This is a genomic window from Sharpea azabuensis DSM 18934 (genome assembly GCF_000702165.1).
Lineage (GTDB): Bacteria > Bacillota_I > Bacilli_A > Erysipelotrichales > Coprobacillaceae > Sharpea > Sharpea azabuensis.
In genome coordinates this window covers 1-20646 of sequence record NZ_JNKU01000039.1, presented here as the reverse complement: position 1 = coordinate 20646, position 20646 = coordinate 1, and the positions used below count along the sequence as shown (strand labels likewise).

Genomic DNA, 20646 nt, shown 5'->3' with positions numbered 1-20646 from the left:
TCACCACCTTCTTTCCCTTTCATTATATCAACAACAATACCTATTAGACAAACAAACATGATTTCGTTAGAATAATGACAACAGGAGTAAAGACAATGCAACCAATATTAATCTATTACATTATCATCAACATCATCACTTATATCTTATTTGGGGTTGATAAACTGAAGGCTAAAACACATCGCTGGCGTATTCCTGAAGCCACCCTACTTTTCTTTTGTATTATTGGTGGAGCTTTTGGGGGATTTGCAGGTATGTTTTCTTTTCATCACAAGATTAGAAAAAACAAGTTCCGTTATCCTGTGCCATTACTAACGATTATACAACTTGTTCTTATCTATCGTTGTATGCACTAAGAGTATGTCTTAGTGTATTTTGTTTTAAAAAAGAGAATCTCATTGAGATCCTCTTATTCAACAACTGGTATTTCTTTAATAATTTCTTTTGTATGCGCAAGACAACGTTCCTTAGAAACCACCATATTCTTATAACCCGTAAGTCCACAGTTATTTGAGAGTTCTTGTGTAAACTGACTCGCCTTATAAATACGGACATTACTAAAATCATCAATAGTTTTAGCTGTTTTTATGTGTGCTTCAAAATAATTAATAAGTGGTATCCACTTAGTATTCTCAATAGATTTCTTGCCATCCTTCGTCACAAAATCACATTCAAACATACCCTCATACATACACTTCTCTTCTTTTTGTCCTGAGACAAAATTTCCTAATGAATAAAGTACAAGTGTTTTATGCCCTTCTGTATTTGTATACCAATGAGCTGGCTGGATGGTATGTGGGTGTGTTCCAACAACTAAGTCAACCCCTAAATCCGTCATGAGTTTGGCATACTCTTCTTGCATTTTATTGATATTGTCTTGATATTCATCACCCCAATGGGCACTCACTACAATAAAGTCTGCCTGACTTTTAGCTTGATTGACTTGATTCGTGATCTTTGTTCGATCAAAAAGAGAGACATGTGAAGAATCTGTTGGATTATTTAATCCATAAGTATAACTTAAGAAGGCGATCTTGATGCCATTACGGTCAATGATTGGAATTGTATTCGTATCCTGGGCATTCTCATAAAGTCCTAAGAGCTTCATATCCGAATTCTTAAAGAGCTGTATCATATGTTGGAGGCTTGCAGTACCTGTATCCATGGTATGATTACTTGCCCCATTCACAACATCAAAGCCTGTATCCTTTAATGCATCAAAGACAGCATCTGGTGAGTTAAATGAGGGATAACCTAAATGACCACCACCAATAACAGTCTCCTGGTTCACAAAGCTTATATCAGCATTCTGAATATCACTCTTAACATTTTGATATATTGGTTTGAAATCATACTGCCCATCACCAACATTACCTGCTGCTTGATCAGCTGTAGCCATGACTTTATCATGAATGATATTATCCCCTACAGCTACAAAACTTACCTTCTTTGTTTCTTCTTGTTTTGTATTGATAAGTTTTGTTTTCTTTGTTGGGGTTGTATGAGGAGTTATCTTCATACCAATAACAAGTAATGAGATAAGTAAGATAGGTAGAATGAATATAATAGTGTGTTTCTCTTTCATGTTCCTACAATAGCATATCTCCTAGAAACTTTCAAAGCGTTTTCAATGTTAGTTCTTTGAAAGATCAATGACTTCAGTTTTAAGAATAGCATCATGTGGTAAAGGAATATTGTAATCCTTTAACATGATAACATTGTTGATAAGGAAATAGCCTGCTGAAAGAACAAGAAAGAGCGGGCCAAAGAGAAACTTCATGATACATTCTCTTAATAAAATCTGCATCATTGTTCTTTTGGAATCATCTTTGTTGATGACTTTGACTTTAAAGATAGCCTGTCCCACAGTCTGTCCCTGTTTATATGGTACATAGCAAGTTAAGAATACAATTGCTACAAGAGCACAGATCAACATAATATTCCCCTTGCCTACATCACCATCAGCTACATAACCTCTTGCACCTGTATAAAACAATCCCATAACAGCAATATCAATGATGAAATCAATAAGTGCTGATAACCATTTTCTGACTGCAAACTTCATAGATATATCCTCCATATTATCTTGATGATAACATCAATTCACTTATTTGTCCTCTACTTTTCTATTTCATTGACAACTAGCTTTAAAGATTGGCTTGTTTATAGCTTATCAGTTCAATATTCTCTTTGTTTAGCCATTCTTTTGTCTTCATATCTGTAAGCATTACAACTTCTTTAGTACGATTAATAGTCAAAGATGAGTGAGTAAGAATATAGTCATCTAAATAGCCTGGATGGAAGATAGCAACATTGGGCATATCTTCACTAAAGTGATGTAAAACACCATCTTGTAAGCATGATAATGGGTCATAGTCTTTGGCGAATGCTCCAAATGGTAAAGTATGGATTGGCTTTCCTCTAAACGTACCATTCTCCATCATTGGGTTAATGTCGTTGAATGGTAAATCATACTTTTTGGCAACAATAGCTAATGCCTTTTCAAGATTCTCACTTACTACAGCATGTGCTTCAAAGTAATCCGGTTTTCTTCCTGTAAGTTCTTTAAAACGTAAATATTGTGCCTCAATCTCAATAACTGCTTCATCTAGCTTAATAAGCTCCTTCCCTTCTTTATAAGCCTTTCTAAAGGCTTTAGAGGAATGGAAGTTACCATTCTCATCAAGCATGGATGGAATGAGTTTAGGATTAGCACATGGTTTACCTAAACAGATGTTTGTATGTTGTCCTATGCCAACTTTTGTACCTTCTAACAACTGCAGTCCTTGTTTAGCAGAAGGCATATTGGGCATAACACCAACAGAAGAAACAAGTCCCTCTTTGACCGTCTTCAAAATACCATAATTAACGGCTTCACTGTACCCTAGGTCATCTGCTCTGATTATTAATTGTCTCATTACGAACACCTCATTGATTCTTTTTCTCATATAAATCCTTAAAATAATATTTCTTTTTACGATACACAAAATAATAGTGTATTTCATATTCATTATCAGCAACCTCAATACATTCACTTTTAACTTTATAGAAATGTATATCTCTTTCTTCTATACGATAACCTTGATAATATTCTATTCCTACAACGATATCTTTCACAATGCTTTTAATGATTAAGCTTCTGATATTGGTGATGGGGATAATGAATTTTGGTTCTATTGCATATTTTCTTATACTTTCATAATAATCATGTCTAGTCTTCATATATTACCTCTTATTTCATCAATTGTGTTTGTCCAATACTTTCAAGAAAGTTTTTAATATGCAAATCTAGGCTTATAAATCTCTCTTCTACATATTCATATGTATCAACCTCATCAAATTTATGATATGCCCATTGTGTCTCAGCATAAGAATCCTCATTTACACCTAAATCATATAGTTCCTCATTCTCATAGTTAAAAGGAATACTAATTTGAGGATATTTTTCCATAATCTTATTTGCTCTTTCTCTCCATATTCCATGATGTCTACCAATAGTTGATCCATCTTCGTGATATGTATATGTATCTGGATCATAGATAGTGGCATGTAATATTTCATGCAGCAAGATACTTAATGAGATATCTTCATTGACTGTTTTCTCTAAGAGACAACGACTAATAAAGATATATTTGGGATATCTTAGTTTATAACGAACATTATAATCAAAATTACAATAACCATAATAATTTATATGATCACCAATATAGAATGGGATGTTCTCTAAATCTAATGGTTCATTATTGTAGAGTTCTTCATATGATAAACATTCTTCAAGGATATTATAGGATTTAATTAAAAGATTCCTGATATTATGTTTTTCTGGGAAGATTGTTCTTTTAGGTTGGTTGATTGTAAAAATAGGTGTTGTTCTTGCATAATCACTTAACATTTTTTCCTCCTAAAATAAAAACGACCAGAATGACTCTGATCGCTTTTACTCATTTGTTTTCATTTTCTTTAGGTACCTGTATAATACTACACAACTGTATATAATGCAATAGTCCCTACATAAAGTGTTATAACTTTGGATGATAAGTCCAGTCTTTCGAGAATCCTGCTACCATGCACATAATAGGCGCAAATAGCAAGAATAAGAAGCCAATACCAATACCCTGGCCAAATCTCTTAGCTATCTTGAAGCAACTCATTATCTGTAATACAGCAGCAATAATACCAAGAATGAACATTAAAACAACACTAAATACCATAGCATTTTCATTATTAGATGCACTCTCTACAGCAATAAAGATAATACCTAAAATAGTGCCTACAGATCCAATTAATGACCATACGGCATTAAATCCAGCCATTCTCAGCCAGTCATAGATATTCAGCACCGGAATAAGAGAATGCCAACCTGGTATACCAGCCTTCTTATACATCTTCCATACCCCAATTATTTGAAAAACACCTATTGCGACTGCGAATAGCCAAACAATTGAAAGCACACCATATACAGCAGCTAAATCCGAATCATTCATAAATACAATTTCCCCTCATCGCCATTATATAACAAACAACACATTCAATCCACCAACAGACTAAGGGCATAAATATTTGTGCCCTCTTTTTCAACCCATTAACACACCAATACATACTATAGTTGATATTTTAATATAAACTATAGTATGTATTCCAATATAAACTATAGTTTTCTTTTTAACATAAACTATAGTATGTATTCTTATAACAACCAGAAGTTTATATTCGTGGTATACTAGTATCAACAATTGAAAACTAAGTTTTTTAAATTATGATAAATTCTCTTACCATATAAGACGTTACTACTAAATTAGAGGATAAAAGAGATGTAAATAAAAAAGCACTATCATATTGCCTACTTTCATATCGAAGGTAGGTCACTAAATAGTGCTAATTGATATTCTATGAAGCCATATTTAATACTTTTGTTTTCAAAAGAGTATCATATGGCATTTCGACATTAACGTCTTTAAGCAAGAAGACATTGTTGATGAAGAAATATACTATAGAAAACAGGAGAAATACTGGTCCTAGTGCAAATTTAAGTACACATTCTCTTAGAAAATTTTGTAAATATGTTCTCTTTGTATTATTTTTGTTTACAACTTTCACTTTCATCAATCTTTGGCCAATAGTTTGTCCTTGCACAGTTGGGATATAACAAGTAAAGAAGAGAATACTTATTATTGCTGATAATAACATTAGTTCTCCCTTCCAGCTTGTTCCTTCTAAAAAGAATACATTGGCGCAAAAATAGAACAAACTTACTACTCCACCAGTAATTAAGTAATCTATGAAAGCTGATAACCATCTTTTAAACGCAAATTTCATATTATTTACCCTTTAGTATTTCTACTGTTTCTTTCTGTAGTTTTAGTGTATTTTGATTCTCATTAAGATAAGAGTTATAAAGTAAATCAATAAATACCAAAATAGGAAATTGAGGGGAAATGATGTTCCCAGTATCTAAGTTTTCCAAAACGGGAATACATACGAGTTCATCAACATATTCTTTTTTCTCTGTATTTCCTGTAATCAATACTGTTCTTGCTTTGCGCTCATGAGCATGCTTAAGAGCAAATACAACTTCATCTGAAGTTCCAGAGATACTAATTCCAATAACGAGATTTCTTTGATTCATGAGTAATGATTGAATTTTCATCAAATCCCCTTCACTACAAGACTCCATCAGCACACCTAACCTTGTAAAGCGTCTCTTCATTTCTTCGCCAGCTAATCCTGAGCTCGCAATTCCAATGACATGTATGTGATCATATTCTTTAAGATATTGAATAAGCCGTTCGATTTGTGCTGTATCAATAATTGTGTTAAAACGATTCAATATTTGTTCGTATACATTGATTACTGAAGAGGATGAATAATCTTTATCTTGGGGTGTTGTAAAAATACGTGAGTATTCATAAACAAATTCACGATATCCTCTAAATCCCATCTTTTGTGCAAATCTAGACAAAGATGCTTCACTCACAAAGATTTTTCTTTTCATGTTCTTTATTGAAAAATCATCCATCTTCTTATTTTTCAAGAAATAATCAGCAATGATTTTTTCTGTATCTGTGAAATCATCATATTGATCAACAAGTTTTGATATTATCGAATTAATATACATTTACTTTTCTTACCTTATCTAATCATCCATTCCTAATAAATCTAAAATAACTGTTTTATAAAGTATTGCTTTTGCACCAAAGATAGCTTGAATACCATTATCTACTTCTAGGACACCTATTGCACCTAGAGATTTAAATTTATCTTTTTGTACTTTACTAGCATCTTTTACGCCTACACGTAATCTTGTTGCACAAGCATCGACATCTTCAATATTATCAACACCACCCAAGTATTCAATAATCTTAATAGCATTTGCTTCTAGTTCTGTATTTTTATTTTCATTTTTAGATGGTTCACTGATCACAAGATCGTCTCCACCTCTACCGGGAGTAGCAATATTGAATTTCGTAATAGCAAATCTAAAAGTGAAATAGTATAAGCAAGCCCAAGCTGCACCTACAGGTAATACCAATAACCAGTTTGTTTTAGCATTACCTTGCATAATACCAAACAAGAAGAAATCAATAAAACCACCTGAGAATGTATTACCAATACGGATTTTTAATAAGTCAGCAACTAAGAATGAAAGCCCATCATAGAATGAATGCACAACATATAAAATAGGGGAAACAAATAAGAACATATATTCTAGAGGTTCAGTAATACCAGTAATAAATGAAGTTAAAGCTACTCCAAGGAATAAACCGGCATATTTCTTTCTTTTAGTCTTATCAACTGAATGGTACATAGCAAGAGCCGCTGCAGGTAAACCAAACATCATTGTAGCAAAACGACCAGCAAAGTATTTTGTTCCTGATGTAAACAAACCAGTATGATGTGGATCAGCTAACTGAGCAAAGAAGATTTTTTGTGCACCAACAACTTCTTTGCCTGCAACCTTTTCAACACCACCTAACTCAGTATACCAGAACATTGGATAAATCATATGATGTAAGCCAACTGCACCACACAATCTCATTAAGAAACCATAGAAGAATGTTCCAATAACACCAGCAGATGAAATAGCATGTCCAGCAGCCAATAATAATTGCTGTAGTGGTGGCCAAATAATGTAGAATGCAGCGCCAACAAAAATAGCACAAACGACAGTAATAATAGGAACAAAACGAGAACCACCAAAGAATCCCAAAACATCCGGTAATTGAATATCATGGTATTTATTGTGGAGATTAACTGCTATCAATCCCATTACAAGAGCACCAATAACACCTGTATCAATTGCATTACCTTTTGGATTTGCAATAGAAAGAATAGCTGATGTTGTACCATTCATAACGAGATAACCAACAACACCTGCAAGTGCAGCTACACCTTTATCTTTCTTAGCTAAACCAATACATAAACCAACACATAGAAGCAATGATAAGTTAGAGAAAACAATGCTACCAGCTGCATTCATTACTTTGAATACAGTTTGTAACCAACCAACATTTAAAAATGGATATGCAGCAATTGTTGCACTACTACTAAAGGCACCACCAATTCCTAGCAGCAAACCAGCAGCAGGCAACATGGCAATAGGTAACATGAAAGCTTTACCAATTTGTTGTAACTTTTTGAACATAATTATTTTTCCTCCCTCAATACATGTTCATTTACGTGTGTAAATATTTTTTTCATAAACCCCTTTTAGTACACTATCTTTAATTCTGACTCACTTTAAAATGTATATCTGTTTATTCCTGAATTTCCTTCACAAATCTTTCAGTAATTTCTTTTGGTCTTGTTATTGCACCTCCAACAACAGCAGCATATGCATGACATTCTTTTAGAACCTTTTTAAGTTCTTCTGGATAATGTATCTTTCCTTCAGCAATAACTGGTACATGTAATTCATCAACACATTTCCTAATAAGATCATAATTAGGTCCATCTATATTTTCTGAATACGGTGTATATCCACATAGTGTTGTTGAAACGATATCGAAGCCAATTCTTTCAGCTTCAAGACATTCTTCAAATGTCGAGCAATCTGCCATTGCAAGTCTTTTATTCGCATGAATATAAGCAACAAGTTCTTCTACTTTTTCTCCATGAGGACGTTTACGGCAAGTTGCATCCAAGGCTATAATTTCACTTCTTGTTTCTAATAATTCATCTATTTCTCTATGAGTAGGTGTAATATAAATATCTGAATCATCATAATTTCTTTTGACAATACCAATAATTGGCAAATCAACAGTCTTTTGAATTTCTAAAATATCTTCTTTTGATTGTGCTCTTATTCCTGCAGCACCTCCTTCTAAAGCTGCCAAAGCCATTCTTGACATGATAAAACTTGAATGCAAAGGCTCATTGGGTAATGCTTGGCAAGATACAATAAGTTTTCCCTTTAATTCTTCTAACATTTCCTTTTTGATATATTCTGTGTTGTTTAGTAAACAACCACAATACCTTCCTCCTCATTTCAGTCTTAAGACTTATGTACACTCATCTTATAGTTAAATAATAGCCCTTCTAAGTATCATATCAATAGTCAAAATATATTTAGAATATATTTTCAGTATTTATTATGTAAGCGCTTAAACTATTAGCGATTATTCTGAAACTATTTTCAGTCAAATGAAAATATCTACAGTAACGTCAAATATGCTACTATAGATATAACAGGAGATTAGTATGGATAATGATAGAATAGGAGCTTTAAATCTAAGGTTAATTGAAGATTATCTCTATGATGATGATCATCATTCTTATGTTTATGAACGAGATAATACATGTATTATCGTTGATGATAATTTATGTAAACAAATTGGTGATCATATATTTGACTATTCAAAATACTGTGAGATGCAGAATAAGTATGTAAATAGATATGATTTGCTTTATCGATTCAATATGATTGATAATAGTATTTATTCTCAGGTTGAGGAATGGCTGAATAAGAAGGTTGATGATATTCAGCTAGAAGATAAAGGGAATGCATTTTCTAAGGGACATATTGATAACACACCATTGGAGAAGAAATTTGAAGATGTGTTTACGGATATCTATGGGAATGATGCTTTAGCTTATTTAAATAAAGAAGTTCCTGTATCTCTCAACAATGGACATACAGGTTCTATTGATTATGTCCTTGAAAGAGATAATGGCAATATAGCAATTGAAGAGAATGGAGTTATATATCACCATCCAGTGATTATTGGTAATGACAGATATGCGCAACAGTTAGAGAAACAGAATACGTTAGCACTTTATAATTATAAAGTATATCGTTTTTCTGCTGAAAATTTGATGTTCAAGAATAGTGTAATTGAACGTATTTAGCATTACTTTGGCGCGTCTTCTCATTTTAAGCCCTCAACATTCATCAAAGAAAAGCGAAAAGTTCATCTTTATGAGCACCAAGAGACAATCCTAGAAGACTTAAAGAAGCATCGTGCTAATGGCGAAACAACTGCACTTGTGGTACTGCCAACAGGTACAGGAAAATCACAAATTGTCTTGGAAGATCTCAATAATCTCGCTAGAGAAGGAAAGATTCATAGAGTGCTTATTATGGTGCCTTCTCATAAAGTCAAAGAAGACTGGGAAAATAGAGTTCAAGATTTACGTCATCATCTTAATATCACGATTGAGTTCTATAATAAATCATTTATTTCTAGAAATAGATTGCCTAGTGATTATTACGATTATATTTGTTTTGATGAAGCACATCACGCTCAGGCTGTAAATTGTCATAAGACTTTGACTTACTTTAATCCAAAGTATCTTGTTGGTTTAACTGCTACTGATGAACGTCTAGATATGAAAAAGCTTCAGGATATTTTTGGTGAATATGATAAACATATGTCACTCGAAGAAGCTGTTGAAAAAAATATTATTACAAATATTAGATGTTTCAGAGTAGAAAGTAATATTGATCTTAGTGAAGTGAGATATAATGGCAAAGATTATAATTATGCTGACTTAGAAAGAAGTTTGGTTATTGATTCTAGAAATGAACTTATTACCTCAACAATAAAAAAGTACTTCATGCCTAGAAACAATTTCTATAAGCAAGGTATTGTATTTTGTGTCAATATCCAACATGCTAAAAAAATTGCTGAGATGTTTAATGAAGCTGGTTTGACTGCTAGAGCTGTATATGGTGGTAATAAAGAGAATGATCAAATCTTTAAAGACTATCGAAACAAGAAAATACAGTTTCTTACTTCCTGCCAACAAATTAGTGAAGGATGGGATTCACCCCAGACGGAAATAGTTGTCATGGCTAGACCTACATTATCCAAAGTCCTCTATCTCCAACAATTAGGACGCGGTGTGCGTCATTATCCAGGTAAAGAGTGTTTATATGTGATTGATGTAGTGGATAATTATGATGGAAAACTAACACCTTGGAATTTCAACTCTTTATTTCATCTCTCTACCTATAGCCCATTTATGGGTCTTAAAAAGACAAATAATGAATATCTCAAGATTCTTGGTTTATCCGAACATGAAATAACGATGAAGGAAGTTGATATTCTAACATTTGAAGAGAAATATAATGGTTATCTTTCTCTAGAACAAGCTGCAAGAGAACTTTATATTGGCACACAAACATTGAGAACATGGGTAAGAAGTCATAAAGAATATTCGTCTTTATCCTTGCCTATTGGTAATCGTATTATGCCTTATTTCTCATCCAGTGATATTGAACATATTCGTAAAGATAAACATCTAAAGATACATAATGATGAAACACTCTTACAAGACTTTGAAGACTTCATTGATGAGAATACATTGACCTTCTCATTTAAACTCGTCTTTATATTATCGATGTTTAAGCTAGCTGATAAAGAAGGTGAAGTACGCCTAGATGCGCTTGTTGAAGAATACAGACAATTCTACCTTAATCGTATTGCCAGAAAGCTACCTGTTGATAAAGCTAACTGTGCGTATACTGCAGACTATTTAAATAATGATACAAAGATCAAGAAAAGTCTGCTTGATAACCCGTTTGAGAAGTTTGAACGTAAACGTTTTGTCATGTATTCAAAGGATCTTAATATTGTTGAATTTAATCCAACACTATGGTCACAGATGAATCAGGATTATAAAAATTGTATAATTTTAAAAGAACAACACTTCCTAGAAGAATACTATCAAGATAAAGGTGGTTTATAATGACTAATACAATACAATACTACGAAAAGCATGCTAAAGAATATACTGAAAAAACAATAAATACCAATATGACAAAAACATATAATATGTTCGAAAAGTACTTAAAACCTAATGATCATATATTAGATTTAGGTTGCGGTTCAGGACGTGACACAAAACATTTTATCACCAACTACCACGTAACAGCCTTAGATCCAGTTAAAGCATTCCTCAATAACGTCCCTGAAAATATCAACAAACTCAATTTAAATGCGACTGATATCATCAAACATGAGGAACTCTATAATAGCTTTGATGCAATCTTTGCCTGTGCCTCACTGCTCCATATTCCTCAAGAAGACTTAAAAGAAGTCTTTCTAGGATGCTATAAGATATTAAAGGATGAAGGTATCATGTATGTATCCTTTAAATATGGGAACTATGTAGGTATACGTGATGGGCGTTACTATATTGATTTAACAAAAGAGACAATAAAAGACTATATTGGCCATTTTCATATTGTTGAGACAAGTATAACTGGCGATAATCTACAAAGAGATAATCGTTGGCTTAACTGCATTCTTAGAAAATAATATAGAAATAAAAAACCTGGGATTTCCAGGTTATTCTATAATCTCTAAGACTTCAGCAATATACATATCATGGACATCACCATTTGGATAATGCTTTTCAACAATGTCTTGAGGCATTAAGTTTGTATCAAGTGTCTGTTTATATAGCTTACGGCATACAAGCGTCTTTTTTGCTTCTTTAAAACCAACACCTTCACCTTTCTTCTCAAGCGTGAAGCCTGAGATTGCTTCTTTGTCTGTGTCTCTGCCACTCTTCTGGCCATAGACAACCATGTTCTTCTTATACTTTGGATCAAAGAATGATACTGTGAAGATATCTGTATCTTCTAGTAATTCATGGGTATAGCGGCTATGTCGTACATAAACTGTACAACATGGCTTACCCCACATTGTACCTAGTGCTCCCCATCCTATCGTCATGGCATTAAAGTGTTCTTTGTCTTCTACTCCTAATAATGCTTGATTCATAAAACAATCAAATACATTCATATCAAATTCCATATCTTTCCTCCGTCAACCCTAATAGATTAATCATACCTGCTTTTAATACTCTCCAGAGATAATCTTTCATTTGATTATTATTTGGTAAATTCTTACGAATAATTCTCTTTGCAAAACAACTTGTCATATCAATTAGGAAATAAATAAGAATACGTCCTTCTTCATCTGTAATTGTTGATGGTACAACTACTTTAAGTTCATTCATAATATCTTTAAGTACCGTGTTCTTCTCAAAGACATCATGTTCAGTTTTAATATTTAAGTATTCACAATATTCATAATAGAATAATGTCCGATAATCTTCACTTATCAACAAGTTAATCATTTCAATATACATCTTATGAAATGCTTCAATGACTTCTCCTCGACGTAGTTTATCAACATCTACATCTTTATGTACAGCAATTATCTTTTGATAAAGTACTTCATAACATTGTTTGAGTAAGTTCTCTTTTGTTTCAAAATATCGATACATTAATGATTCATTGATACCACATTCATCCGTAATCTGACGCATTGAAAAGGATGCTAAGCCATTCTTTGCTATTATCTTCATTGTTGTATCCATGATAATGCGTTCAGCTTCTTCTCTTTTCACTCCTTTATACCCTCCTACCAATTAAAACTCTAGGTTATTTTAGCATATTTTTAAAGCGCTCTCAAATGTCTATATAGATTTTATATAATATGTATTCTTGTTCAAACAAATAAAGATATGCAATGCATATCTTTATTGAAGAAAGTGGATATCTAAGAGATTATTATTGTTTTGGGCATCTTTGCAGAGTTCAATGAAGGCATTGAAGTATTCTGGAAAACATGCTTGATAGCCTTCATAGTTATTGATGATGAGCTTTGTCTCTTGCGTTATACTCGTCAACATGTCATAGAGGGCATCTAGGTTATCGGGATGGACTTCTGCTGGCAGTGCTTCAAATAGCTTATAGAGATCTTGTTTTTCTTTACAGCTTGTTAGATCTAGATAGTATGTATTCATCATTGTCATTCTCCTGAATAGAGTTTTATAAAGCTATTGTAGTGATCTTCGGTATAATAGATATCGAAGTTATTGCTGTAGACGAGGCGCTTTGTGCCACGGCTTTCTTGATGCATTGTTTCGATATCACATTCATGGTAACTTTGATTTGTTGGTAAGTGTTTTTCATAATTACCATAACGATCACCACCTATACAATAGCCATCTTTGATGCCATCCAATCCTCCACCTTGCCAGCCTAGTTCTCTTGCTTCTCTTTTTGTAATGAAGTTCTTTGGGAGTTTATGGTAGGTATGAAGATAGAGTGCGACATCATGCTTAGTTGTATAGGCTCCATTGACATCAATTGAGACAGTTTCTTGATGAGTTGGCTTGCTTACTTTCTTTGGAGCGTTGCAACCAGTCATCATGATGATTGGTATGATTAAGCATAATACCAATCATATTATTTTTTTCAACATATTTCTCACCCATCCATATCATAACAAAAAAGAAATAGCCTTGATACTATTTCTTCTATCTTAATCTTTTTTAAGTTTGCTTAATAAGCTAAAGACACCATGGGGGATGGAGAGAGCAAAGATGATACCAAAGCTAATAGCAAGAGCTATCTTCGTTGTTTCTGTCGCATTTTTCGCAAATGATGCCATGTCATTCATAAAGAAATAATAAGCTGTGTAGTAGATACCAGCCCCAGGTACAATGGGGAAGATACCTGGTAAAAGATAAAGCGTCACCGGGGTTTTAAAGAGTACGGCACAGATTCTTGAAATCACACCTAAGAAGAAGGCTGATGTGAAGGCATAGACTATTGTATCTGCTCCTACTTTTTCTAATGTGAAGTAAATGATCCACCCTACTCCTCCTGCGACAGCTCCTGGAAGAATGTTTTTTCTAGGAACACTATAGAGCACTGAAAAGGCAGCCGTGGCTACCATGGCAACTAAGAACTGAATAATCATAATAAACCTCCAAGCATTCTAAACACACTCATCACGCTACCCACACCTACAGCAATGCACATTGCTGTCAACAAGGCATCAAGCAAGTGAATAGCTCCGGATAGATAATCACCGTAAAAGAGATCTCGAATACTTGTTGTTAGGGCAATACCTGGGACAAGAGGCATGATTGAGCCAATGATAATCTTACCCATATGGAGATTGGTAAAGATCTTGATATAAATAATTGTCAATATTGTGACAAAGGCAGCTCCAAAGATATTGCGGATAAAGCGGCTTCGCTTACGCATGACGCTTGCAAGAAAGAGTGCTTCTAAAGCTATGCCATTGATAAAGCCAAAAAGTGCATCGAAGATATTTCCTCCAAATATATATGCAAAGGCTCCTGCCCCAATTCCACTTGCTAGTATGAGAATATAATCTTTGGCAGTTGTCATTTGTTTGATGGTTTCAAAGCGTGCTTTTGCTTCTTCAAGATTAATACGATGAGCACTTAAGTCTCTTGATAATTGGTTGATGGCTGAGACTTTTCCTAGATGTATTGGTCCTAATGTAACATTACGGACAATGCTCTGTTCATTTGTGGAAGCAAAGATACCATTGGATAACACATATACTTCAACATTATCTATTTCCAATGCCTTCAGCATATGAATGATGGTATCATTCACACGGTAGACTTCAGCACCCGCATAAAGCATCAATGCACCAACATCAACCGCAAATATTAATCCTTCTTTTTTACTTTCTTCCATAAATATTCCTCACTGTTAATTCTTATAAATGGGATTATATAAGATTTATTATAACTTCTGATAAACCTGCTAAAAGCATCACAATAACTGGATTCCACTTCAACTTTCTTAATAACACCAAACAGATAGTAAAGACAATGACAGCATGGTATTTAATAGCATAAAAAGATATCGTGCTATTTTTAAAGAAAGCGTCCAATAATATTGTAATCCCACTAATTGCAATCATTGAAACAACTGCTGGTCGTAGAAAAGCTAAAGCATTATCCATGACTGTTAAGTCCTTATAGCGTACATAGAGATAAGCTAATACACTAACAATGACAGCTGATGGTAGAACACAGCCAATAGTCGCAACAATAGCCCCAGGCATGCCCGCTGCTGCCTCACCTACAAATGTTGATCCATTGATGGCAATAGGACCTGGTGTCATTTGGGAAATCGTAAAGAGATCTGTGAAGGTGGACATGGTGATCCAATGGTTATGTGTAATGGCCTGTTCAATAATGATGGGCATGGAAGCATAGCCCCCACCAAATGACAGTATACCCACTTTAAAGAACGCTATAAACAAACGCCATAAAATCATACTTTCACCTTCTTAATAAGAAATGTATCAACTAAACTCATAGTAATACATCCAATCACAATATAAGCAATATTCACATTAAAATAGTAATTTAGGATAAAAGCACCAATCATGATGAATGCATTCCTAATCTTATGGTCCTTCAACACACCCTTCCCCATATCATAAACAACCGAAACAATAATTGCTCCAACGCCTGCTCTCATACCAATAAGCATATTCTTAATAAAGACATTGGCAACAAAGGCATCATAAAAGATGGAGACAATATAGATAATCGCAAATGGTGGAATGATTGTACCTAATGCACAGACAAGAATACCGGGGATTCCTGCCATTTTATAGCCTAAAACAATTGCGCCATTTACAGCTATTGCTCCAGGTGCTGATTGGGCAATAGCGACAAGATTAAGTATTTCTTCTTCATCAATATAATGTAATTGATCACAGAATCTATTTTTCATCATCGAGACAATCACATAGCCTCCACCAAAAGTAAAAGCTGATAAGTAAAGGGTATTAAGAAAAAGTTCCCATAACAAACCTATCTTTGTTTTCTTCATTAAGTATCACCAATAACAAGAATACCCCTATATATTGTTTTTTTCTAGATGATAAATGTAAAATATGACATAATAGTTTTCATGGAGGAACACTATGAAACGTATACTTACAATCCTACTTACATGTTTAACACTCGCTCTTACAACAGCTTGTAACACAAAAACAAAATCTTCAGTTAATGATCATCCTGTTGTTGTCATTAAGGTCAAGAATTATGGTGATATTACTGTGAAGCTTGATCGTACACAAGCGCCTATTACTGTTGATAACTTTATGAAGCTTGTCAATGAAAAGTTCTATGATGGTCTTACTTTCCATCGTATCATTGATACCTTTATGATTCAGGGTGGTGACCCTAAGGGAGATGGTACTGGTGGCAGTAAAAAGACAATTAAAGGTGAATTTAGCCAGAATGGTGTAGAGAATAATATTTCTCATACAAGAGGAACAATCTCCATGGCCAGAAGTTCTGATTATAATTCAGCAAGTTCACAATTCTTCATCATGCAAGATGATAATACGGGACTTGATGGTCAATATGCAGCATTTGGTAAAGTGACGAAGGGCATGCATGTTGTTGATCAGATTGCCTGGAATACCCCTGTCTTAGATAACAATGGAACTGTCGCAAAGGATCAGCAGCCTGTTATTGAAAGTATTCGTGTAAAAAAATAGCTAGTTCTCAAAAGAGAATTAGCTTTTTATTTACCTAAAACTAAGTAGATATCTTCTCTAGATGCATATTTGAGGCAGAATTCTATAAGTAACGAATCACTTTGATCACTATATGCTTGTTGCAGTATTTCAAGTTTCTGTCTCACTTCAGGATCAACACGAATATCTAAATGGTTTTCTTTAATAAGCTTAGCTATATCTAATCTACTGATGCCATAAAAGATTGAAAGATCTTCAATAGACTTACCTGCCTTATAGCCATAAATGATTGCTTTTTTTATATCTTGCATTTTCCTCTCATCCTCCCCCTGCCCATAGAGATGATTGTATCTTGATGGGTTATGATAGCCATTATTGAGTAAATATGTTTCTAGGGCTCTTAAGAACTGAAGAGTCATTAGACAATCATAGGTTGCACGATGTTTCTGGGGATCAGTAATACCAAACATTGTACAAAGCGTACTTAATTTATAGTTTTCAGCATTCTTTATATATTTTTTAGCGATTAGTCTTGAATCTATCCTATCTCTAAAAAGCATCATCACTTCACTTTCAGGAATATGATAACGCTTTGCGGTAGAGAGAGTTATGCGATAATCAAATTCAATATTATGTCCGATTATTCTTCTATGTCCAATCGCCTCTTTAATAGCTTCCCATTCATCTTTGAAAAGAGGTTCATCCTTAAGCATTGGATTCGTAATGCCATTAACCCTACTTGCACTCAGGGCTATTTTCTTTTGTGGGCAATAGAGGGAATGATAGAGTTCTCTTCCTAGCATATCAATGACTGATAATTCAATCACTTCATCATCTCGATACAAGCCTGTTGTTTCGGTATCAAGTATGACACAGTTTTCTAGATGAAGATTTGAATATGTCATGGGGATCATGAATGGTGCTTCATACTGATCTCTATTCTGGTATTTCTTTCGTATTGGTGTTGTCCTGATCATTGCTTTGTTTTCTTCAAGAACATCCATAAAACTACTATCAAAGACAAGATCATAGATATCACCATCATAATCCTGTTCCATATATTGATTTTCTATCAGCCATTGTTTTAATCGTTCTTTATTAAACCGATAATAACCATTCATTTCCTTCAACAACATTTCCACTCACCTCCCCAACATCTTAACACAAACAATCCCTTTAAAAAAAGACATAGAGTAGATCTCTATGCCTAAAGATAGTATGAGAACATCTGTTTATTTTGCGCAAGCACACGCCCTTCATCCCATAGCTTATGAGAATTGATACGGCTGTTAGGATCTCTTATTACAAGTTTTCCATCTTGCTTACCAACAATAAGAATATAGTGACCACTCTTCGTAAAGTCACCAGGCTTAACATTCATCACAACAAGTCTATTTGCCTTTAAGGCTTCATCCAATGTTCCAGCGTTATTAGCAAGTATTTCATATTTCAAGCCTAGCTTTGTTGCACCTTCAGAAAAGAAGTTGTAATTCGTTCCATAGCCTAATTTATAATAGCCTTGTTGATTAGCCCATGAAGCCATGGCTAGCGGGTTCATATTTGTCTTTCTTGTCAAATATGTATAAACCATGCTCATTGCAGTAGGACCACAGCCACTAATGGCCATATAATTTTGTCCATATTCACGATAACCCCAGCGCTCATCATACTGATAAAAATAAGGAACTTGTTGATATTTTAAATAAGCATCAATTTCCCATGATATATCAGGTGTTGATGTTTCTCTATGTTTTATATCTGTATAGCCAAGTACAAAAGGCTTTACTTCTGGATATTTATTACCATATTCAATTAATTCAGCTGGCATTTTTGAAAATAAAGTCTGATTATTTTTATCATAAATCTTTAGTGTTACTTTATAGATTTTGTCGTTGAAGATAAACTGGATGGTACTATGACCAGCTTTTTTTGCGATTAAGCTATAGCTTGTTGAACTATTCTTTTTCACTTCTACATTCTTATTACTCTTCTTGATCTCTCTTACAACTTCAATAAAGCTATATGGCTGATTATCACCAACGATTGATGATGTTTGATATGTATATGTTTTTAACTGTACTTTCGTTTCTTTCTTTTTATTTACTTTAGTAGTTTTTGAACTACAGCCTACTACTAATAATAGCGAAAGACAGCATAATAGTAGTTTCTTCATCATATGTTTCCTCTTTTGCCATTATGATATACATTTGTATCTTGAAAAACAAGTGAGAAGAAAGTGTTCTTAAAAACATTATAAATAAAAAGACATAAGTTTGAGCTTATGCCACATTGAGTTTCTTTTGTAGGTGGAAGAAGAAACATATATTCAAGATAATACCAAATGCTGTAGCAGTTGGTGCTGCTAAGCCGATGTTTGTAAGGCTTGCATGTGGCTGTATGGACATCTAGTAAGCAAGGGGCAAACGGATAAGAAAGGTCTTTATTAAGCCCTGTGTCATAACCCATAATGTTTGATCATGGCCATTGAAATAACCTACCATACTGAAGAGTACAGCTGTCACAATTGTCTCTAGTACAAAGCCTTTAAGATAATTATAGCTTTGCTGTATGACACCTGGAGTTGTAGTAAAGGTAGCTGTAAGAAGATTACCTTTAAAGAATATAAATACTACTACCCCGATTGTCAAACCATTACCCATTCCTGTAACCATTGCTTGCACCCACATTTTGAACAACAAATGATGCCATTGACTGCATGAGTGAACTTGGTACAAGCATAATAAAGTTGACAGTCTTACATGCAACACCATAGCCAGGTGAAGCTTCTAGTCCTAAGCGATTCACAAAAGCACAAAGGGCTAAAAATGAGAGCCGGGTTAAGAACTCCTGTAAGGCAAGGGGAATACCAATTTTCAATGCGCGTATACTATGTGTGTTAAATGAGAAATCTCTCTTTCGTTTCATAAATAATATTAGCGCAAAGAGCACACTGATGCCCTGAGCAAATACTGTTGCTAGAGCTGCTCCAGATGCATCTAAATGCATACCTGCAACTAATACCAAATTCCCAATGACATTGACAATACAAGCAGCACCGATAAATAGTAGTGGTGATTTACTATCACCTAATCCTCTAAATATTGCTGATAAAATATTATAGAAGACAATAAAGAAGATGCCTGACCCACATATACGAACATAGGCACTTGTTTGTGTTAATGCCTGCGTAGGTGCTTACATTAGTCTCGAGATTGGTGATGAGAAGAAGACCGTAATGATCAATAAGATTGTTGAAATGATGGTAAAGATGAGTGTTGAGCCACCAATAACTAGCCCAATCTCTTTAACTCTTTTCTCACCAATATAGCGTGTAATTAAGACCGTTATCCCCATTACAAGCTGGGTAACTACAAAAGTTACCAAGGTTTAAAATCTGGCTACCTGTTGATACTGCTGATAAGCCTGCAGTCTATCCATGTTTCCTCCTTCATTTAATTACCAGCGGTACTTATCTTCACATGTTATAAAGACTTCAAATACTACTATCAAGCTATATACAATAAGCTGATATTTAGTTTTTCTGTTGTCATAAAAAAATTGGATAATAGAAATCAAGTAGAATTTTTAAAAAAATCAATAATTTTTCATGATTCTTATTGCATGCTGAAAATCCCTGAAGAAAAAGTGCTTTTTTTCAGAGTGGTTTAGATGTATAATCTGCTTGTTATTTGTTGTACTGGTATAATTCACCAGTTTTGCACATGCTATAAATTATTCGGACTAATTTACTGGCACATGCAGTCTTGGCAGCTTTCGAACACATCGGGTTTGATTGCTGCTTTTTCTTTATGTAGAAATCCTTAATACTATTATCATCTCTCTTAAGCCTTATAGAACACGTTAC

General features: G+C 33.9%; 27 protein-coding genes and 1 pseudogene. 5 read left to right on the top strand and 23 right to left on the bottom strand.

Annotated elements, in window-relative coordinates; translation table 11 throughout:
* Positions 1-95 precede the first annotated feature (95 nt).
* Complete coding sequence (locus tag T529_RS0108830; RefSeq protein WP_033163251.1) at positions 96-356, top strand: DUF1294 domain-containing protein; 261 nt, start codon at positions 96-98, stop codon at positions 354-356.
* Between the two features lie 53 nt (positions 357-409).
* On the opposite strand, the gene T529_RS0108825 is transcribed toward T529_RS0108830, so the two are convergent.
* From T529_RS0108825 to T529_RS0108780, 10 genes are all read right to left on the bottom strand, one after another.
* Positions 410-1585: a CapA family protein gene (locus T529_RS0108825; protein ID WP_033163250.1), complete on the bottom strand. Its 1176-nt coding sequence runs from the start codon at positions 1583-1585 to the stop codon at positions 410-412.
* Positions 1586-1633: 48 nt separating this feature from the next.
* The gene (locus tag T529_RS0108820; RefSeq protein ID WP_033163249.1) at positions 1634-2065 is read right to left on the bottom strand and encodes an RDD family protein; all 432 of its coding nucleotides are present in this window, start codon (positions 2063-2065) and stop codon (positions 1634-1636) included.
* Positions 2066-2147: 82 nt separating this feature from the next.
* Entirely contained in the window at positions 2148-2918 is a 771-nt protein-coding gene (locus T529_RS0108815) for a ChbG/HpnK family deacetylase (protein WP_033163248.1), read from the bottom strand.
* Positions 2919-2928: 10 nt separating this feature from the next.
* Entirely contained in the window at positions 2929-3222 is a 294-nt protein-coding gene (locus T529_RS0108810; RefSeq protein WP_033163247.1) for a hypothetical protein, read from the bottom strand.
* Positions 3223-3232: 10 nt separating this feature from the next.
* Positions 3233-3892: a hypothetical protein gene (locus T529_RS0108805; protein ID WP_033163246.1), complete on the bottom strand. Its 660-nt coding sequence runs from the start codon at positions 3890-3892 to the stop codon at positions 3233-3235.
* Between the two features lie 127 nt (positions 3893-4019).
* Entirely contained in the window at positions 4020-4484 is a 465-nt protein-coding gene (locus T529_RS0108800) for a DUF5684 domain-containing protein (RefSeq protein ID WP_033163245.1), read from the bottom strand.
* A 403-nt stretch (positions 4485-4887) separates the two neighbouring features.
* Entirely contained in the window at positions 4888-5316 is a 429-nt protein-coding gene (locus tag T529_RS0108795) for an RDD family protein (protein ID WP_033163244.1), read from the bottom strand.
* 1 nt (position 5317) lies between these two features.
* Positions 5318-6115 carry a MurR/RpiR family transcriptional regulator gene (locus T529_RS0108790; RefSeq protein WP_033163243.1) on the bottom strand — a complete coding sequence of 266 codons (798 nt, stop codon included), beginning with the start codon at positions 6113-6115 and terminating at the stop codon, positions 5318-5320.
* An 18-nt stretch (positions 6116-6133) separates the two neighbouring features.
* Positions 6134-7642: a PTS transporter subunit EIIC gene (locus T529_RS0108785; RefSeq protein ID WP_033163242.1), complete on the bottom strand. Its 1509-nt coding sequence runs from the start codon at positions 7640-7642 to the stop codon at positions 6134-6136.
* Positions 7643-7754: 112 nt separating this feature from the next.
* Complete coding sequence (locus T529_RS0108780; protein WP_033163241.1) at positions 7755-8426, bottom strand: N-acetylmannosamine-6-phosphate 2-epimerase; 672 nt, start codon at positions 8424-8426, stop codon at positions 7755-7757.
* Between the two features lie 271 nt (positions 8427-8697).
* Between T529_RS0108780 and T529_RS0108775 the strand changes: the two genes are divergently transcribed.
* Genes T529_RS0108775 through T529_RS0108765 form a run of 3 tightly spaced genes read left to right on the top strand, consistent with a single transcriptional unit; the run spans position 8698 to position 11759 of the window.
* Positions 8698-9345, top strand: coding sequence for a hypothetical protein (locus tag T529_RS0108775; RefSeq protein ID WP_033163240.1), 648 nt, complete (start codon positions 8698-8700; stop codon positions 9343-9345).
* Between the two features lie 42 nt (positions 9346-9387).
* Positions 9388-11187, top strand: a complete 1800-nt coding sequence (locus T529_RS0108770; protein ID WP_274518639.1) for a DEAD/DEAH box helicase — start codon at positions 9388-9390, stop codon at positions 11185-11187.
* Positions 11187-11759, top strand: a complete 573-nt coding sequence (locus T529_RS0108765; protein ID WP_033163238.1) for a class I SAM-dependent methyltransferase — start codon at positions 11187-11189, stop codon at positions 11757-11759. Before T529_RS0108770 ends, T529_RS0108765 begins: the two co-directional genes overlap by 1 nt.
* A 30-nt stretch (positions 11760-11789) precedes the next feature.
* On the opposite strand, the gene T529_RS0108760 is transcribed toward T529_RS0108765, so the two are convergent.
* The 8 genes from T529_RS0108760 to T529_RS0108725 all read right to left on the bottom strand — a co-directional run bounded on the left by T529_RS0108760 (position 11790) and on the right by T529_RS0108725 (position 16126).
* Positions 11790-12260, bottom strand: coding sequence for a flavin reductase (locus T529_RS0108760; protein WP_033163237.1), 471 nt, complete (start codon positions 12258-12260; stop codon positions 11790-11792).
* The gene (locus tag T529_RS0108755; RefSeq protein ID WP_033163236.1) at positions 12250-12858 is read right to left on the bottom strand and encodes a TetR/AcrR family transcriptional regulator; all 609 of its coding nucleotides are present in this window, start codon (positions 12856-12858) and stop codon (positions 12250-12252) included. The genes T529_RS0108760 and T529_RS0108755 overlap by 11 nt, the downstream gene beginning before the upstream one ends.
* A 132-nt stretch (positions 12859-12990) precedes the next feature.
* Positions 12991-13260 carry a barstar family protein gene (locus T529_RS0108750; protein WP_033163235.1) on the bottom strand — a complete coding sequence of 90 codons (270 nt, stop codon included), beginning with the start codon at positions 13258-13260 and terminating at the stop codon, positions 12991-12993.
* Between the two features lie 2 nt (positions 13261-13262).
* Positions 13263-13667: a ribonuclease domain-containing protein gene (locus T529_RS0108745; RefSeq protein WP_051646938.1), complete on the bottom strand. Its 405-nt coding sequence runs from the start codon at positions 13665-13667 to the stop codon at positions 13263-13265.
* A gap of 111 nt (positions 13668-13778) precedes the next feature.
* Complete coding sequence (locus T529_RS0108740) at positions 13779-14219, bottom strand: threonine/serine exporter family protein (protein WP_033163234.1); 441 nt, start codon at positions 14217-14219, stop codon at positions 13779-13781.
* Positions 14216-14974, bottom strand: a complete 759-nt coding sequence (locus tag T529_RS0108735) for a threonine/serine exporter family protein (protein ID WP_033163233.1) — start codon at positions 14972-14974, stop codon at positions 14216-14218. Before T529_RS0108735 ends, T529_RS0108740 begins: the two co-directional genes overlap by 4 nt.
* 34 nt (positions 14975-15008) lie before the next feature.
* Positions 15009-15563 carry a chromate transporter gene (locus T529_RS0108730; protein ID WP_033163232.1) on the bottom strand — a complete coding sequence of 185 codons (555 nt, stop codon included), beginning with the start codon at positions 15561-15563 and terminating at the stop codon, positions 15009-15011.
* Entirely contained in the window at positions 15560-16126 is a 567-nt protein-coding gene (locus T529_RS0108725) for a chromate transporter (RefSeq protein ID WP_033163231.1), read from the bottom strand. Before T529_RS0108725 ends, T529_RS0108730 begins: the two co-directional genes overlap by 4 nt.
* A gap of 94 nt (positions 16127-16220) precedes the next feature.
* Between T529_RS0108725 and T529_RS0108720 the strand changes: the two genes are divergently transcribed.
* A complete protein-coding gene (locus T529_RS0108720; RefSeq protein WP_033163230.1) occupies positions 16221-16802 on the top strand; it encodes a peptidylprolyl isomerase in 582 nt (193 codons plus the stop codon).
* A 26-nt stretch (positions 16803-16828) separates the two neighbouring features.
* Here the strand turns inward: T529_RS0108720 and T529_RS12625 are convergent, their stop codons facing one another.
* From T529_RS12625 to T529_RS13885, 5 genes and pseudogenes are all read right to left on the bottom strand, one after another.
* Positions 16829-17917: a 3'-5' exonuclease gene (locus T529_RS12625; RefSeq protein WP_051646935.1), complete on the bottom strand. Its 1089-nt coding sequence runs from the start codon at positions 17915-17917 to the stop codon at positions 16829-16831.
* 71 nt (positions 17918-17988) lie between these two features.
* On the bottom strand, positions 17989-18957 hold the full coding sequence (locus T529_RS0108710) for a C39 family peptidase (protein WP_033163229.1): 969 nt from the start codon (positions 18955-18957) through the stop codon (positions 17989-17991).
* 229 nt (positions 18958-19186) lie between these two features.
* The gene (locus T529_RS13395) at positions 19187-19453 is read right to left on the bottom strand and encodes an MATE family efflux transporter (protein ID WP_051646934.1); all 267 of its coding nucleotides are present in this window, start codon (positions 19451-19453) and stop codon (positions 19187-19189) included.
* The gene (locus T529_RS13635) at positions 19434-19787 is read right to left on the bottom strand and encodes an MATE family efflux transporter (protein ID WP_051646933.1); all 354 of its coding nucleotides are present in this window, start codon (positions 19785-19787) and stop codon (positions 19434-19436) included. Before T529_RS13635 ends, T529_RS13395 begins: the two co-directional genes overlap by 20 nt.
* A gap of 75 nt (positions 19788-19862) precedes the next feature.
* Positions 19863-20135 (bottom strand): annotated as a pseudogene (locus tag T529_RS13885) (MATE family efflux transporter); the annotation flags it as partial.
* Between the last annotated feature and the right edge of the window lie 511 nt (positions 20136-20646).

Excerpts from the sequence above, each read along its gene's own strand:
- T529_RS0108830 (WP_033163251.1), top strand. The coding sequence starts at position 96 with ATGCAACCAATATTAATCTATTACATTATCATCAACATCATCACTTAT.
- T529_RS0108825 (WP_033163250.1), bottom strand. The coding sequence starts at position 1,585 with ATGAAAGAGAAACACACTATTATATTCATTCTACCTATCTTACTTATC.
- T529_RS0108820 (WP_033163249.1), bottom strand. The coding sequence starts at position 2,065 with ATGAAGTTTGCAGTCAGAAAATGGTTATCAGCACTTATTGATTTCATC.
- T529_RS0108815 (WP_033163248.1), bottom strand. The coding sequence starts at position 2,918 with ATGAGACAATTAATAATCAGAGCAGATGACCTAGGGTACAGTGAAGCC.
- T529_RS0108810 (WP_033163247.1), bottom strand. The coding sequence starts at position 3,222 with ATGAAGACTAGACATGATTATTATGAAAGTATAAGAAAATATGCAATA.
- T529_RS0108805 (WP_033163246.1), bottom strand. The coding sequence starts at position 3,892 with ATGTTAAGTGATTATGCAAGAACAACACCTATTTTTACAATCAACCAA.
- T529_RS0108800 (WP_033163245.1), bottom strand. The coding sequence starts at position 4,484 with ATGAATGATTCGGATTTAGCTGCTGTATATGGTGTGCTTTCAATTGTT.
- T529_RS0108795 (WP_033163244.1), bottom strand. The coding sequence starts at position 5,316 with ATGAAATTTGCGTTTAAAAGATGGTTATCAGCTTTCATAGATTACTTA.
- T529_RS0108790 (WP_033163243.1), bottom strand. The coding sequence starts at position 6,115 with ATGTATATTAATTCGATAATATCAAAACTTGTTGATCAATATGATGAT.
- T529_RS0108785 (WP_033163242.1), bottom strand. The coding sequence starts at position 7,642 with ATGTTCAAAAAGTTACAACAAATTGGTAAAGCTTTCATGTTACCTATT.
- T529_RS0108780 (WP_033163241.1), bottom strand. The coding sequence starts at position 8,426 with ATGTTAGAAGAATTAAAGGGAAAACTTATTGTATCTTGCCAAGCATTA.
- T529_RS0108775 (WP_033163240.1), top strand. The coding sequence starts at position 8,698 with ATGGATAATGATAGAATAGGAGCTTTAAATCTAAGGTTAATTGAAGAT.
- T529_RS0108765 (WP_033163238.1), top strand. The coding sequence starts at position 11,187 with ATGACTAATACAATACAATACTACGAAAAGCATGCTAAAGAATATACT.
- T529_RS0108760 (WP_033163237.1), bottom strand. The coding sequence starts at position 12,260 with ATGGAATTTGATATGAATGTATTTGATTGTTTTATGAATCAAGCATTA.
- T529_RS0108750 (WP_033163235.1), bottom strand. The coding sequence starts at position 13,260 with ATGATGAATACATACTATCTAGATCTAACAAGCTGTAAAGAAAAACAA.
- T529_RS0108745 (WP_051646938.1), bottom strand. The coding sequence starts at position 13,667 with ATGATGACTGGTTGCAACGCTCCAAAGAAAGTAAGCAAGCCAACTCAT.
- T529_RS0108740 (WP_033163234.1), bottom strand. The coding sequence starts at position 14,219 with ATGATTATTCAGTTCTTAGTTGCCATGGTAGCCACGGCTGCCTTTTCA.
- T529_RS0108735 (WP_033163233.1), bottom strand. The coding sequence starts at position 14,974 with ATGGAAGAAAGTAAAAAAGAAGGATTAATATTTGCGGTTGATGTTGGT.
- T529_RS0108730 (WP_033163232.1), bottom strand. The coding sequence starts at position 15,563 with ATGATTTTATGGCGTTTGTTTATAGCGTTCTTTAAAGTGGGTATACTG.
- T529_RS0108725 (WP_033163231.1), bottom strand. The coding sequence starts at position 16,126 with ATGAAGAAAACAAAGATAGGTTTGTTATGGGAACTTTTTCTTAATACC.
- T529_RS0108720 (WP_033163230.1), top strand. The coding sequence starts at position 16,221 with ATGAAACGTATACTTACAATCCTACTTACATGTTTAACACTCGCTCTT.
- T529_RS12625 (WP_051646935.1), bottom strand. The coding sequence starts at position 17,917 with ATGTTGTTGAAGGAAATGAATGGTTATTATCGGTTTAATAAAGAACGA.
- T529_RS0108710 (WP_033163229.1), bottom strand. The coding sequence starts at position 18,957 with ATGATGAAGAAACTACTATTATGCTGTCTTTCGCTATTATTAGTAGTA.
- T529_RS13395 (WP_051646934.1), bottom strand. The coding sequence starts at position 19,453 with ATGGTTACAGGAATGGGTAATGGTTTGACAATCGGGGTAGTAGTATTT.
- T529_RS13635 (WP_051646933.1), bottom strand. The coding sequence starts at position 19,787 with ATGCATTTAGATGCATCTGGAGCAGCTCTAGCAACAGTATTTGCTCAG.